This is a genomic window from Rhizobium sp. BIGb0125 (assembly GCF_024810055.1).
In the GTDB taxonomy this organism is placed as follows: Bacteria; Pseudomonadota; Alphaproteobacteria; order Rhizobiales; family Rhizobiaceae; genus Agrobacterium.
Genome location: NZ_JANUDV010000008.1, coordinates 1 through 13,887, shown reverse-complemented (window position 1 = coordinate 13,887; position 13,887 = coordinate 1). Strand labels below are relative to the sequence as shown.

Below are 13,887 nucleotides of genomic sequence, written 5' to 3'. Positions count from 1 at the left end.
ATCAGCAAGAACGGCAAATATCCAGAAGTTACATCACCTTGTCATATAGTGGCCTGTGTTGACATTGTCAGCATGATTGCAATCGCCAAAAGCCTCCTTACATAGACGCTTGGAAAGGGCCACGTCGGTCCGATTGTAACGTGCCCATCGAGGGTAGACAGGTGTTTGATGACAACGATTATAACGGTTCGTAAGGGCGGTAAGGTCGTAATCGCCGGTGACGGCCAGGTCAGTCTCGGCCAAACGGTTATGAAGGGCAATGCCCGCAAGGTACGCCGCATCGGTAAGGGTGAAGTTGTCGCCGGATTTGCCGGTGCGACGGCCGATGCCTTTACGCTGCTCGACCGACTTGAAAAGAAACTGGAACAATATCCAGGCCAGTTGATGCGTGCTGCGGTTGAGCTTGCCAAAGACTGGCGCACGGATAAGTATCTGCGTAATCTCGAAGCCATGATGATTGTCGCTGACAAGACCATAACACTGGCCATCACCGGCAATGGTGATGTGCTGGAACCGGAACATGGCACCATGGCCATCGGTTCCGGCGGAAATTATGCGTTTGCAGCGGCTCGCGCCATGATGGATTCTGACAAGAGTGCGGAAGACATTGCTCGTCGGGCACTCGATATTGCTGCTGATATTTGCGTTTATACCAACCATAGTTTTGTAATCGAAACTCTCGATTCCGATAACTGAATCCGGCTACGAAGGCCGTGAGGTAAAATTCATGACAACTTTTTCTCCCCGCGAAATCGTCTCGGAACTTGACCGTTACATCATTGGCCAACACGAGGCGAAGCGCGCTGTAGCGATTGCCCTGCGCAATCGCTGGCGTCGTCAGCAGCTCGATGAGAGCCTGCGCGACGAAGTCATGCCGAAGAATATTTTGATGATTGGACCAACCGGTGTCGGCAAGACGGAAATCTCCCGTCGCCTTGCCAAACTGGCGGGTGCTCCGTTCATCAAGGTCGAAGCGACAAAATTTACCGAAGTTGGTTACGTCGGTCGCGACGTCGAGCAGATCATCCGCGATCTGGTTGAGATCGGCATCGGTCTGGTTCGTGAAAAGAAACGCGCCGAGGTGCAGGCCAAGGCGCATGACAGTGCTGAAGAGCGCGTTCTCGATGCGCTGGTCGGAACCACAGCGTCGCCTGCCACGCGTGAAAGCTTCCGCAAGAAGCTGCGTGATGGTGAACTGGACGACAAGGAAATCGATATCGAGATTGCCGATAGCGGAGCGGGCATGCCCGGCTTCGACATTCCCGGCATGCCAGGCGCTAATATCGGCGTTCTGAACCTGTCGGAAATGTTCGGCAAGGCTATGGGCGGCAAGTCGAAGAAAGTCCGCACCACGGTTTCGAAATCCTATCCTGAGTTGATCCGTGACGAATCTGACAAGCTGATCGACAATGAAGTCATCCAGCGTGAAGCTGTACGATCTGTTGAAAATGACGGTATCGTCTTCCTCGACGAAATCGACAAGATCGCGGCGCGTGATGGCGGCATGGGTGCCGGTGTGTCGCGCGAAGGCGTGCAGCGAGACCTTCTGCCATTGGTGGAAGGCACCACGGTGTCGACCAAATATGGTCCGGTAAAAACCGACCATATCCTGTTCATCGCGTCGGGCGCATTCCATGTGGCCAAACCTTCGGATCTTCTTCCGGAACTTCAGGGCCGTCTGCCGATCCGCGTGGAATTGAAGGCGCTGTCCAAGGACGATTTCCGTCGTATCCTGACGGAGCCGGAAGCAAGCCTCATCCGCCAGTACAAGGCTCTGATGAAGACTGAAGAGCTTGATCTCGATTTCTCCGAAGACGCGATTGATGCACTGGCCGATGTGGCGGTCCACCTCAACTCAACCGTGGAAAATATCGGCGCACGTCGTCTGCAAACGGTGATGGAGCGGGTTCTAGACGACATCTCCTATAATGCACCGGACCGTGGCGGCTCCGCAGTCAACATCGACAGCGAATATGTTCGCAAGCATGTTGGCGACATTGCCGCTGACACCGATCTGTCCCGCTATATTCTGTAAAAAGAACCATCGTTACTGCAATATTCGGTGATACGGTCTGCTTTTCCTCGACATCCAGCCTCTCTTTTCTGTAAGGGGAGGCTGGAATTTGTTTGGGAACTCCTTTTACGGAGCAGCGTGCAGATGTAACCACTCTGGAGGAGAGGGAAGCATCTCAGGGAAGAATGAGGCATCCGGTCTTGCGCCATACAATTGTGACACTCGCCGCCGCACTGCTGATGACGGCTTTTTCGACTGCAGCAGCTGATGCTGCCACGCTTGTTCCTGCGGGTAACCGCAATGCGGAACAGCCGGGTGTACCAGGTGCATCGGCGCGACGCACGAAAGCCAGCAATTCAAGTTACGAGAGAAAATACCAGAAGGTCATCGATCTCCTGTCCAGCGACAAGCAGCTTATCGGTAAGATCAAGTCGACAGCCGGTCGCTACGGCATCGACCCCATTCACATGATCGGTGCGATTGTCGGCGAACATACCTATAATGTCGACGCCTACGACCGCTTGCAGTCCTATTACGTCAAGGCGGCATCCTACGCTGGCAGCAGTTTCCGCTTCGGTTATGAAGACGAAACCATTGCCCAGTTCATTGCAAAACCTGAATTTGCCAACTGTTCGCCAAACTCGGATGCTTACCGTCTGTGGTCGTGCCGGGAAAATGTCTGGGAAAAAAGCTTCCGTGGCCGCAAGGTTGGTGGAAAATCCTATCCGGACAATCGTTTTAGTGCCGTATTTTTCCAGCCCTTTTATGCAGGTCAGACCTTTGGTTTGGGCCAGATGAACCCGCTGACAGCTCTGATGCTGACTGACATGGTTTCCAAAACATCGGGCTATGAAAAGCTGGATGAAAACGACGCTGCGGCGGTTTACAAGGCGATTATGGATCCTGATCGCTCGCTTGCCTTCATGGCTGCGTCGATCCGCAAATCAATTGACGATTACAAGTCCATTGCAAACATGGATATTTCTGACAATCCCGGTCTGACATCGACGCTCTATAATGTCGGTGGCTCCACACAGCGTGCCGGAGCTTTGGCCGCGCGCAATCGTGCCCGTGCTGCCGCAGGTGATGGGCCAGCCTGGCCGGAAGAAAACTATTACGGCTGGTTGGTCAACGACCGCATCGAAGACCTCAAAAAATTGCTGTAAGCCATCAGGCTTGGATCTGCCCAAGGCCTATTTTGTTATTGATCTTGAAGGATTTGTTCCCAGACGGAACAGATCCTTCTTACTTTTGTGTGATTGACTAAAAATATCCTGCTGGCAATGTGGCACCCAAACACCAGAAGTTTTGGAGAGCCCTGTATGACCTTCGTTGAAAAGCACGGACTATCTGTAGACGCAAAGCTGCACGACTTTCTGACCACAGAAGTCCTGCCTGAAACCGGACTTGATGCCGATGCGTTTTTTGCCGGTTTTTCCGAAATCGTGCACGACCTTTCGCCGAAGAATCGCGCTCTGTTGGAAAAGCGTGACGCGTTTCAGGCTAAACTTGATGACTGGTACCGGCAGAACGGTGCACCTGTAGATCTTGCTGTCTACGAGCAATTTCTCCGCGATATCGGTTACATCCAGCCGGAGGGCGGTGCCTTCACCATTTCGACTCATAATGTCGATCCGGAAATCGCGCAGATCGCTGGCCCGCAGCTTGTCGTTCCGGTCATGAATGCCCGTTACGCGCTGAATGCTGCCAATGCCCGCTGGGGTTCGCTGTACGACGCGCTTTATGGCACGGATGCCATTCCTGAAACCGACGGTGCCGAAAAGACCGAAGGCTATAATCCCAAGCGCGGTGACAAGGTCATTGCGTGGGTACGAGCATTTCTCAATGACGCGTTTCCGCTTGTTGATGGTGACTGGACCGCTATCAACGCCCTGCGGGTCAACAACGGAACATTGGAAATCGCCTCATCCAGTGGCGTGACAGGCCTCAAAAATCCCGCGCAGTTTGCCGGCTACAAAGGGGAGGCGACGCAGGCTTCCGCTATTCTGCTGGCCAATCATGGTCTGCATATCGAAATTGTCATCGACCCAACAACTGCGATTGGCAAAAGCGATGCTGCCGGCATCTCGGATGTGATTGCCGAATCGGCGCTGACAACCATCATGGACTGCGAAGATTCCATCGCCGCTGTGGATGCTGCTGACAAGGTTGAAGTCTATCGGAACTGGCTTGGCCTGATGCGCGGTGATCTCAAGGAAAGCGTGAGCAAGGCGGGCAAGACATTTACCCGCACGCTGAACACCGATCGTGACTACACGGCCCCTGATGGTTCAGCACTGACGCTACCCGGTCGTTCGCTGATGTTGATTCGCAATGTCGGCCACCTAATGACTAACCCGGCTATTCTTGACCGTAACGGTAACGAGGTGCCCGAAGGCATCATGGATGGTGTCATCACCGCTTTGATTGCGCTTTATGATATTGGCCCCGGTGGTCGCTACAAGAACTCGCGTGCCGGTTCGATGTATGTCGTGAAGCCCAAGATGCATGGCCCTGAAGAAGTGGCCTTCGCATGCGAAATCTTCTCGCGTGTTGAGGTTTTGGTTGGCATGAAACCCAACACCATGAAAATGGGCATTATGGATGAGGAGCGCCGCACCACGGTCAATCTCAAGGAGTGCATTCGCGCGGCAAAGGACCGTGTTGTGTTCATCAATACCGGTTTTCTTGATCGCACCGGTGACGAAATGCACACATCCATGGAAGCGGGTCCAATGATCCGCAAGGGCGACATGAAGCAGGCGGCTTGGATTGCAGCCTACGAAAACTGGAATGTCGACATCGGTCTGGAATGTGGATTGTCCGGTCATGCGCAGATCGGCAAGGGCATGTGGGCCATGCCGGACCTGATGGCCGCGATGCTAGAGCAGAAGATCGCCCATCCAAAGGCTGGCGCAAACACGGCTTGGGTACCTTCACCGACTGCGGCGACACTGCACGCGACCCATTACCACAAGATCGATGTTGCCGCCGTCCAGCAGGGGCTTAAAAGCCGCCCGCGCGCCAAGCTGGGCGATATTCTCTCGGTACCTGTCGCCAGCCGTCCAAACTGGTCTGCTGAAGACATCCAGCGCGAACTGGATAACAACGCCCAGGGAATTTTGGGCTACGTTGTGCGTTGGGTTGATCAGGGTGTTGGTTGTTCCAAGGTTCCTGACATCAACAATGTTGGCCTGATGGAAGATCGTGCGACCCTGCGCATCTCTGCGCAACACATGGCCAACTGGCTACATCACGGTATCGCCAGTCGTCAGCAGATCGTTGAAACAATGCAGCGAATGGCAGCTGTGGTCGATGGTCAGAATGCCGGCGATGCTGCGTACACACCGATGGCCGGAAATTTTGACGATTCCGTTGCTTTCCAGGCAGCACTGGAACTGGTGCTGGAGGGCCGTATGCAGCCAAACGGTTATACTGAACCGGTTCTGCACCGCCGTCGCCAAGAGTTGAAGGCAAAGCTGGCAGGCTGATATATCCCCTCAGGTCTGTCACGAGGCGAGACAGCGTCGTGACAGACATTGTCATGAACTGCGGCGCTGGGCTGCAACGATCCGGGTTTCTTCCCAGGCAAGCTTTTTCCCGGATAAAGAGGACAATTCCAGCCGCGAAACCGGATGATTTGTATTGGTCTCCACCAGTGTGGAGCGAGGTTCGTCGGCTTGGTAGAGGTGGTCTTCACCCCATTGTCGCAACGAGACAATAACTAGAAAAAGTCGTCTCCCTTTTTCAGTCAGCACATATTCCTGATAGGCACTGCCATCAGAGGCTGGGGCCAGCGCTAGTACGCCCGCCTCAACAAGATCGCGCAACCGCGTTGTCAGCATACCCTTGGCAATACCGAGGTTCTGCTGAAACTGGCTGAATCGACTGATGCCATCAAATGCATCGCGAATGATAAGCAAGGACCACCAGTCACCGATCGCGTCCAGCGTCCGCGCGACTGGACACTCCGCTTCCCGAAAACTCTTCCGTTTCATCTGCTTTGTTCCACGTTAACGCGCTTCTTGGCGGCTATCTGCCAAATCTGGTTCTAAAATAGAACTGGAATGCGAATGTGACAAGTGGTCTTGTTATAAGACTAGAAAGGAAACATGTTCATGGAAACGCCAGTCAATCTTGCCCCATTCCACCCCGATGCACCACACGTCCAAAGCCTTCCACCCGCCAGCCTGTCTGGCTGGATCATTCTGATCTTTGCTTTGACCTGTGGTCTCAGTGTCGCGAATATCTATTATGCCCAGCCATTGCTCGATGTCATGGCGGCTGACTTTGGTATTGAGCCCGCATCAATTGGACTTATCGTCACGCTGACGCATGTCGGTTACGTCGCAGGGCTTCTGCTCATCGTGCCGGCTGGTGATCTGATCGACCGCCGTAAGCTTATCATCTGCCAAATCCTTCTGTCCGCGGTGGCGTTGATGATTGTTGCAACAGCCCAGCATGTCGCCATTCTTTTCGTCGGAATGATCTGTGTCGGACTTCTTGCTGTTGTCGTGCAGGTCATCGTGGCTTTTACCGCGACGTTGGCGGCTCCCAGACAACAGGGACACGCCATTGGCCTTGTGACGGGCGGGGTAGTGATAGGCATTCTTGCTGCCCGGTTTGTCTCCGGTGTACTCGCTGATTTCGGCGGCTGGCGCACCGTTTATATGGTGTCCGCATTTTTGATGCTGATCATGGGTCTGGTGCTTGCCCGTGTCCTGCCGGGCGGAGCGCCGTCCACCGCACGGACAGGCAGCTATTGGGCAATCGTAAAATCCATACCAGCATTGTTTCTGCGAGAGCGCATTTTGCGTGAGCGGGGCATCCTGGCTTTTCTCATTTTTGCAAGTTTTAGCACCTTGTGGACGGCAATGGTGTTGCCACTGAGTACTACTCCTTTTTCGCTTTCACACACCAGTATAGGGCTGTTTGGTATTGCCGGCCTAGCGGGTGCACTTGCTGCCAGTGGAGCCGGACATCTTGCCGATCGTGGTCATGCTAACCGGGTAACGGGCCTGTCGCTCCTTTTGCTCAGCCTTTCATGGTTGCTGGTCGACCTTTTGCCCGCGTCGTTGCTGCTTTTTGTGGTTGGTGTGGTGTTGCTTGATTTCGCAATTCAAGCAGTCCATGTGACCAATCAGAGTGTGATCTTTACGGCTCGCCCAGATGCGCGCAGTCGTCTGGTTGGCGGTTACATGGTGTTCTATTCGGCAGGAAGTGCAGTAGGAGCCATCTCGTCAACCACCGCCTATGCCCAATTTGGCTGGACGGGCGTATCGATGCTCGGTGCAGCATTCAGCCTGTCCGCCGTGTTATTCTGGATTTCTTCAAGCGTCATGCGACAGCGTCAGCACAACATCTGAGCAAACAAAAAAGCCGCCAGGAGGTTCTCCGGCGGCTTTTGTGATTTTGGTCGTTTGCGTGACCTTACTGGATCACGATAACCTTGGAGGTACGGCCTGGACGAACACGGCTGTAAAGATCGATCACATCCTGATTGATCATACGGATGCAGCCGGAGGACGCAGCTGTGCCGATCGAAGCCCATTCTGGCGAACCATGGATACGAAACAGTGTGTCCTGACCCTTTTCGTTAAACAGGTACATGGCGCGTGCGCCGAGCGGGTTTCTGAGACCCGGACCCATGCCCTTTTCGACGTATTGGGCAATATCAGGCTTGCGTACAGCCATTTCCTTTGGCGGGTGCCACATTGGCCATTCCTGCTTCCATGCAACATAGGCTTCGCCCGCCCATGCAAAACCCTGCTTGCCAACGCCGATGCCGTAACGAACGGCGCGGTTGCCGGACATGACGTAATACAGGAAACGCTCGCGGGTGTTGACGATGATCGTGCCCGGCTTTTCCTGTGTCTGGAACTCAACGATCTGGCGGCGGAACTTCTCGTTCACACGCTCGATCGGAATTGCTGGCAGTGCGTAACCGGCGTCGGTGACCGGACCATAAACATCGTTGAAAATCTGAACAGTTTCAACGCGGGCAGGGGCTGCTATCAGAGCAGCCTCGTTCTTCGAAACTTCAGAACTCGTAGAAGCACAACCGGTTATGGCAAGCGTTGCTGTCAGACCGAATGCAGTCAAAATAGTGCGAATGCGCATGATGTTCTCGCGGAAAATGACGCTGGTGATGGGGAAGGTTGAACCACCTTTGTCAGCAGCTTATTTTCCATTAGACTGGGCTTTGCAAGGCATTGCGTTGCAGCATCACGCTATGCAGCGATTAATTGTGACGGGATGGCCTTTTTGCAACATTTCACAGGGCTTTGATATGACCATCGTTTCATTTGGGGCCGGTAACCCGCTGGTCGACGGGCGGCAATCTGAAAAGGCCATGCTGGTGCGACGTGGCGTGCAGCGTTTGTTGCATGAGATGCGCCATGCCGTGTTGCCAGAATTGCCGCTTGCCAATGGCCGGCGTGCGGACTTGATCAGCCTGTCCATGAAAGGCGAAATCTGGATCATAGAGATCAAATCATCGATTGAAGATTTTCGTGTCGATCGCAAATGGCCGGAATATCGCCAGTTTTGCGACAGGCTGTTTTTTGCAACCCATAATGAAGTGCCGCTTGATATCTTTCCGCCGGACTTTGGTCTGATTGTTTCGGACGGGTACTCGGCGCATATGTTGCGCGAGGCACCGGAACACAAGCTGGTACCGGCGCGGCGTAAGGCGATCACTCTCGACTTCTCACGAACGGCGGCGCGCCGCTTGATGCTCGCCGAATGGCAAACCGGCCAAACCTTTGGGGAGTGACCGGTCAGCGTCCTTACTTAGGGGCTCTTTTGGCCAGAATGCGCTGCAGGGTGCGGCGGTGCATATTCAAACGACGAGCTGTTTCCGACACGTTGCGTTCACACATCTCGTAGACGCGCTGAATGTGCTCCCAGCGTACCCGGTCCGCAGACATCGGGTTTTCCGGTAGTTCCTTTTTCTCACCGGCGCGCTGCGTCAACGCATTGAAGACGTCATCAGCATCAGCAGGTTTTGCCAGGTAATCCAGTGCACCCAGCTTAACGGCGGTAACAGCGGTGGCAATGTTGCCATAACCTGTCAGCACGACGATCTGCGTGTCGTCGCGGTTCTGACGAATGGCTTCGATGACTTCCAGACCATTGCCATCCGTCAGGCGCAAATCGACCACCGCGTATTTCGGTGGCATGATCTTCGACTTGGCAATGCCTTCACTGACCGTCTCGGCCGTGTCGACAACAAATCCTCTTGTTTCCATGGCGCGTGCCAGACGGCGCAAAAACGGACCGTCATCATCAACGATCAGCAGGGTCTTGTCATGCCCGATATGGTCTTCTGTTGGTTGGTCTGCGCCACTTAACGCTGTGGTTTGGGTTTCGTTGCTCATGCCCCGGCCTCCCGGCTATTTCTGTCTTTATAGGTGATAATTGTTATGGCCCTTAGCGGCCTTGGCGTAAAGTCATTTCGCCCTGATGTCGTCCATGATGCTGCGCGGCCAGACCACTTTGACGCGTGCGCCTGTCGTGTCGGATCGGTTCTCGAATGTCAGTGTAGCGCCGGAACGTTCCAGCAGGGTTTTGGCAATAAAAAGCCCGAGGCCCAATCCGCCGGCGCGCGCCATGTTCTGGCGTTTGGTCACGTAGGGATCACCGATACGCACCAGAATGTCCGGGGCGTAACCCTGGCCGTCATCTTCAATGGTAATGCGCACCTGCTGGGCGTTGTGTTCAACAGTGATGATCACCGATTTGCTGGCGTAGTCGACGGCGTTTTCGATCAGGTTGCCCAGACCGTACAGTATGCCAGCGTTACGGGATCCGACAGGCTCTCCATCCCGTCCATTGATGTCGACCAGATTGATCTTGATGCCAAACTCGCGGTGCGGCGCGATCACCTCCTCCATTAACGAGGAGAGAGGCAGCCGACGCATATGTTCCTCGCCGTCAGCAGAAAGGGAAGTCAGCCGCTTCAGAATGTCACGGCAACGTTCGCTCTGGCTGCGCAGCAGCGAGACATCCTCGCCAAACCGCTCATCCTTGCCAAGCTCGCGTTCCATTTCCTTCGCGACCACACTAATCGTTGCAAGTGGTGTGCCCAATTCATGGGCTGCGGCCGCAGCAAGGCCATCAAGCTGCGACAGATGTTTTTCGCGTTCCAGCACCAGTTCCGTGGCCGCCAGTGCATTGGCAAGCTGATTGGCTTCATTGGAAACCCGGTAGGCGTAGAAGGCGGTAAACAGCATCATAGCAATGATCGAGCACCACATGCCGACCTGCATGATCGGTTGGATCGGCAATGGCTCACCCGGATACCAAGGCACGGGATAGGGGGAGAATGCAATAATTGCCGAGCAGACAAGTGCGACACCCAATAGCACTTGCGAATAACGCAGAGGCTGCGAGGCAAATGCAATGATAACCGGAACGGAAATTAGTGGGCTGAACGGGTTGGAGAGACCGCCGGTGATGTAAAGAAGCGCTGTCAGCTGCAGAAGGTCAAATGCAAGTAGCAAAGTGGCCGAACGCGGCTCAAGTCGGTGTGTCGATGGGAAGCGGGCAGTCAGAACAAGATTGGCGGCCGCCAATGCTGCGACGAGAAGGATGCACGGCACCAAAGGCAGTGGGAACTTCAGCACCAATTCCACCAGCAGCAGTGTTGCACTCTGCCCGGCTACTGCTAGCCAGCGTAAACGCACAATTGTTTGCAAACGTATCTGGCGGCTGAACCGGTCAAGCTGGGTATTTTCGATTGGCTGAACGGCCATGCCAGTCTCCTTCATGCTATTCACGTCAGACTTTATTGTCTTGTCGCGGGCATAGCGGTCAAAACTCTTGGTACCGACCGGGAGGGACACAGGTCTTGCGACACGTGATCAGGTGCCGCGTGGCTTTGCACGGTTGGTCGGCGCGGCATCTGCGGGATTTTCTGGCCAATGGTGTCGCGGGTAACGGCCACGCATGTCAGCGCGTACATCTCTCCACGAACCGGACCAGAACCCTGGTAGGTCGCGTGTCGTCTGTATGGGGCGATGCGCAGGCGAGGTCAATTCCAACAGGAGCGGTAATTTGCCGCCTGCAACAGCAGGATGTGTCTTGAGGCCAAACAATTCCTGCACCCGTATGACCAGCAATGGCTCTTCACCGTCATAATGTACCTGATGTCGTTGACCCGTAGGAGCTTCGAAATGGGTTGGCGCAAGTCGGGGAAGATCGCGGTCCAACCCATGCGGTAGAAGTGACATCAACCCGTCAAACAACGCCCCGGGTTTGACGTCGGAAAGACCTTTGCAGTCGCTCTGAAAGGGTACAAACCAGTCTTCAAGCCTCGACAGTAGAGCGTCATCGCTCATATCCGGCCATGGTTCACCCAATGTACGGTGCAGGAACCCGATACGGTGGCGCAATTGCTGTGCTTCTTTGCTGAAGCCAAGCAGCGACAATCCACGCTCCCGAATGCCTTGCGCCATTGCCATGGCAGCTTTCTCCCCGGTGGGGCGCGGTAGCGGGGTCTCGTCAAGAATGATAGCGCCGATGCGCGTTACTTTGCGGGCGCGCACCTGCCCACTTTGTCTGTCGAGGAAAAACTGGTCTTCCTGCGCGATAATACCCGGCATTTCGCTCTCTATATCTGCACGGGACACAGCAGCTGCGGACAGAATACGTGGCTGAGCAGCTCGTCCTGTTATATCGGTGACGACAAGCATTTGCTGGCCCGCTAGTTGCTCGGTTTCACCAAGTTCACCGCCACGGCCATTCGCCATGACATAACGCCCCCGCGCCCCACGCTGCAAAGCAATGCGGTCGGGAAAGGCATGCAGGAGAAGTTGACCGGCACTCGGCCGCACCTTGGACTTCTCGCCAGCCCCGCCCGTCATCTTCGCCAGTGACATTGCAAGGCGGTTTGCCAGTTTGCGCGCCGCTTCTGCCCGGTCTCCTTTTTCAAACCGGAAACGTCGCAAACGTTCTTCTAGATCGATGTCCTGACCACCAAGCCCTTGCTCAGTTAAAAGTACGGCCAGCAGACATGCCTGTTCAGCGTCTCTCTGTCTTGCTGCGTGAACGGCCATCGCGGCCAAACGAGGTGGCAAGGCAAGGCCTCGCATGATCTTGCCCTGTGCGGTAATATTGTAACCTGCATCCAATGCTCCGAGTTTCTGCAGCAAGGACCGTGCCTCAGCCAGCGCAATTGCCGGCGGCTGGTCCATGAAGGATAATGTGGTCGGATCTGCTACCCCCCAATGCGCCAGATCGAGTGCCAATCCAGTAAGGTCGCTGGACAGAATTTGTGGTGGCGTAAAGGCTGGCAGGGCAGCAGTCTGGCCCGGGTGCCATAAGCGGATGGCCGTCCCCGGCTCCGTTCTTCCGGCGCGTCCGGCACGTTGTTCGGCAGAGGCTTGTGATACCCTTTGTGTCTCTAGCCGGGTTATCCCGGTTGCCGGCTCGAAGACCGGTAGGCGCTGCAATCCACTATCAATGACAATACGCACACCATCAATGGTGATAGATGTCTCAGCAATCGACGTTGCCAACACGATCTTGCGGTTGCCTGGATCTGTCGGACGAATGGCAGCGTCTTGCTCTTTCTGTGACAGGTTACCGTATAGGGGTATGATAGAAGTATCATGATCAAACCTGCCTTGCAGGCGCTCGGCAGTGCGCGTGATTTCCGCTTGCCCCGGCAAAAACGCCAATATCGAACCGGCATCACTGGCGTGTGCTTCAATGATTGCCCGTGCCATCCTGTCTTCTACACGATCAGGCGTCGTCCGTTCATCATAATGGATATCGATAGGGTAACTGCGGCCCATGCTCTCAATTGTCGGTGCATTGCCCAGTAGGGCACTGACCTTCTCGACATCCAGCGTCGCCGACATGACAAGAATACGCAGATCATCGCGCAGCCCGGCTTGCACATCCAGTGCCAGTGCCAACCCGAAATCGCCGTCAAGCGAACGTTCATGAAATTCATCAAACACTACTGCGGCGACATCGGGAAGTTCGGGATCGTCGAGCACCATGCGACTGAACACGCCTTCCGTGACGACTTCGACGCGAGTGCGGTCGCTTATGCGGTTATCGAGCCGCATGCGGTAACCAACGGTTTCGCCGACCTCTTCACCCAATATAGATGCCATGCGTGCCGCCGCCGCCCGTGCCGCCAGTCGCCTTGGCTCCAATAGAATGATCTTGCCGTTCTTCATCCAACTCTGATCGAGAAGATAAAGCGGCGCCAATGTCGTTTTACCGGCGCCCGGTGGCGCTGAGAGTATTGCACACCGTCCAGCATCAAGCGCTAACGCAATTTGCGGTAGGACATGGCTGACCGGCAGGTCCGGCAACTTTCCTGCATGGGGGAGGGGCATCTCACTTGATCTCGCTCGTCAGCCTCTTTGTTGCACTATGCTCTTAAACAGCAGGCCCACAGATTCAAGTGTGCTGGTGAAGATACAGCGCAGCCATTGGGCTGGGTGAGGGATTTTGGCCCTTTATATACGTATTGCTCCCGCTGAATTTCTTCTTTTGCTTCGGTCATTTTTGTTGTTGGGAATGATTTTGGGATATTTTGTCTGGGTTGCAGAAATTACTGTTTAGAATCAATGTGATGAAAAAATGACAATTTTTTTACATTCCCCCTGTTGACTTGTTTGTTGGGATAGATTTATAAGTCCGCTCACTGAACGAGGGCGGCGGCGCTGCTGGCGACGGACTGCTTCGTTCTAGAGAAATCACGATAGATTGGCTTTTATGGCTGGTTTGTTCCCAGGGTTTTCGGATTTTGGGGTTGGATTTTGGACACTGATGTGTGTCAGTTTTTTGACAATTGAATATGAGAAGAAAGAGAAACGTGGGCGGCGAAGCTTGCGGGACCTTAAGAGATTAGG

At 54.6% G+C, this 13,887-nt stretch carries 11 protein-coding genes; 6 read left to right on the top strand and 5 right to left on the bottom strand.

Annotated features, from left to right (window positions below):
* The first annotated feature begins 168 nt into the window (after window positions 1-168).
* The 4 genes from hslV (at window position 169) to M2418_RS20940 (ending at window position 5,505) form a co-directional block, all read left to right on the top strand.
* A complete protein-coding gene (gene hslV / locus M2418_RS20955; protein ID WP_259148916.1) occupies window positions 169-696 on the top strand; it encodes an ATP-dependent protease subunit HslV in 528 nt (175 codons plus the stop codon).
* A gap of 31 nt (window positions 697-727) precedes the next feature.
* Window positions 728-2,035, top strand: a complete 1,308-nt coding sequence (gene hslU / locus M2418_RS20950) for an ATP-dependent protease ATPase subunit HslU (RefSeq protein WP_250984107.1) — start codon at window positions 728-730, stop codon at window positions 2,033-2,035.
* Between the two features lie 179 nt (window positions 2,036-2,214).
* Complete coding sequence (locus M2418_RS20945) at window positions 2,215-3,180, top strand: DUF1402 family protein (RefSeq protein ID WP_250984106.1); 966 nt, start codon at window positions 2,215-2,217, stop codon at window positions 3,178-3,180.
* Window positions 3,181-3,336: 156 nt separating this feature from the next.
* Entirely contained in the window at window positions 3,337-5,505 is a 2,169-nt protein-coding gene (locus M2418_RS20940) for a malate synthase G (protein ID WP_259148915.1), read from the top strand.
* Window positions 5,506-5,556: 51 nt separating this feature from the next.
* On the opposite strand, the gene M2418_RS20935 is transcribed toward M2418_RS20940, so the two are convergent.
* The gene (locus M2418_RS20935; protein ID WP_259148914.1) at window positions 5,557-6,012 is read right to left on the bottom strand and encodes a helix-turn-helix domain-containing protein; all 456 of its coding nucleotides are present in this window, start codon (window positions 6,010-6,012) and stop codon (window positions 5,557-5,559) included.
* A 120-nt stretch (window positions 6,013-6,132) separates the two neighbouring features.
* On the opposite strand from M2418_RS20935, the gene M2418_RS20930 reads away from it, so the two are divergent.
* On the top strand, window positions 6,133-7,380 hold the full coding sequence (locus M2418_RS20930; protein ID WP_259148913.1) for an MFS transporter: 1,248 nt from the start codon (window positions 6,133-6,135) through the stop codon (window positions 7,378-7,380).
* A gap of 64 nt (window positions 7,381-7,444) precedes the next feature.
* Here the strand turns inward: M2418_RS20930 and M2418_RS20925 are convergent, their stop codons facing one another.
* On the bottom strand, window positions 7,445-8,134 hold the full coding sequence (locus M2418_RS20925; protein ID WP_259148912.1) for a L,D-transpeptidase: 690 nt from the start codon (window positions 8,132-8,134) through the stop codon (window positions 7,445-7,447).
* Window positions 8,135-8,303: 169 nt separating this feature from the next.
* On the opposite strand from M2418_RS20925, the gene M2418_RS20920 reads away from it, so the two are divergent.
* Complete coding sequence (locus M2418_RS20920) at window positions 8,304-8,789, top strand: MmcB family DNA repair protein (RefSeq protein WP_259149077.1); 486 nt, start codon at window positions 8,304-8,306, stop codon at window positions 8,787-8,789.
* A 13-nt stretch (window positions 8,790-8,802) separates the two neighbouring features.
* Here the strand turns inward: M2418_RS20920 and M2418_RS20915 are convergent, their stop codons facing one another.
* The 3 genes from M2418_RS20915 to hrpB all read right to left on the bottom strand — a co-directional run bounded on the left by M2418_RS20915 (window position 8,803) and on the right by hrpB (window position 13,368).
* Window positions 8,803-9,393, bottom strand: a complete 591-nt coding sequence (locus M2418_RS20915; RefSeq protein ID WP_259148911.1) for an ActR/PrrA/RegA family redox response regulator transcription factor — start codon at window positions 9,391-9,393, stop codon at window positions 8,803-8,805.
* Window positions 9,394-9,465: 72 nt separating this feature from the next.
* Window positions 9,466-10,770 carry an ActS/PrrB/RegB family redox-sensitive histidine kinase gene (locus M2418_RS20910; RefSeq protein ID WP_259148910.1) on the bottom strand — a complete coding sequence of 435 codons (1,305 nt, stop codon included), beginning with the start codon at window positions 10,768-10,770 and terminating at the stop codon, window positions 9,466-9,468.
* Window positions 10,771-10,878: 108 nt separating this feature from the next.
* Window positions 10,879-13,368, bottom strand: a complete 2,490-nt coding sequence (gene hrpB, locus M2418_RS20905; protein WP_259148909.1) for an ATP-dependent helicase HrpB — start codon at window positions 13,366-13,368, stop codon at window positions 10,879-10,881.
* Between the last annotated feature and the right edge of the window lie 519 nt (window positions 13,369-13,887).

Bases quoted from the DNA above. Each gene is read 5' to 3' on its own strand.
- M2418_RS20935 (WP_259148914.1), bottom strand. From the start codon at position 6,012: ATGAAACGGAAGAGTTTTCGGGAAGCGGAGTGTCCAGTCGCGCGGACG.
- hrpB (WP_259148909.1), bottom strand. From the start codon at position 13,368: ATGCCCCTCCCCCATGCAGGAAAGTTGCCGGACCTGCCGGTCAGCCAT.
- M2418_RS20920 (WP_259149077.1), top strand. From the start codon at position 8,304: ATGACCATCGTTTCATTTGGGGCCGGTAACCCGCTGGTCGACGGGCGG.
- M2418_RS20910 (WP_259148910.1), bottom strand. From the start codon at position 10,770: ATGGCCGTTCAGCCAATCGAAAATACCCAGCTTGACCGGTTCAGCCGC.
- M2418_RS20925 (WP_259148912.1), bottom strand. From the start codon at position 8,134: ATGCGCATTCGCACTATTTTGACTGCATTCGGTCTGACAGCAACGCTT.
- hslU (WP_250984107.1), top strand. From the start codon at position 728: ATGACAACTTTTTCTCCCCGCGAAATCGTCTCGGAACTTGACCGTTAC.
- hslV (WP_259148916.1), top strand. From the start codon at position 169: ATGACAACGATTATAACGGTTCGTAAGGGCGGTAAGGTCGTAATCGCC.
- M2418_RS20915 (WP_259148911.1), bottom strand. From the start codon at position 9,393: ATGAGCAACGAAACCCAAACCACAGCGTTAAGTGGCGCAGACCAACCA.
- M2418_RS20930 (WP_259148913.1), top strand. From the start codon at position 6,133: ATGGAAACGCCAGTCAATCTTGCCCCATTCCACCCCGATGCACCACAC.
- M2418_RS20940 (WP_259148915.1), top strand. From the start codon at position 3,337: ATGACCTTCGTTGAAAAGCACGGACTATCTGTAGACGCAAAGCTGCAC.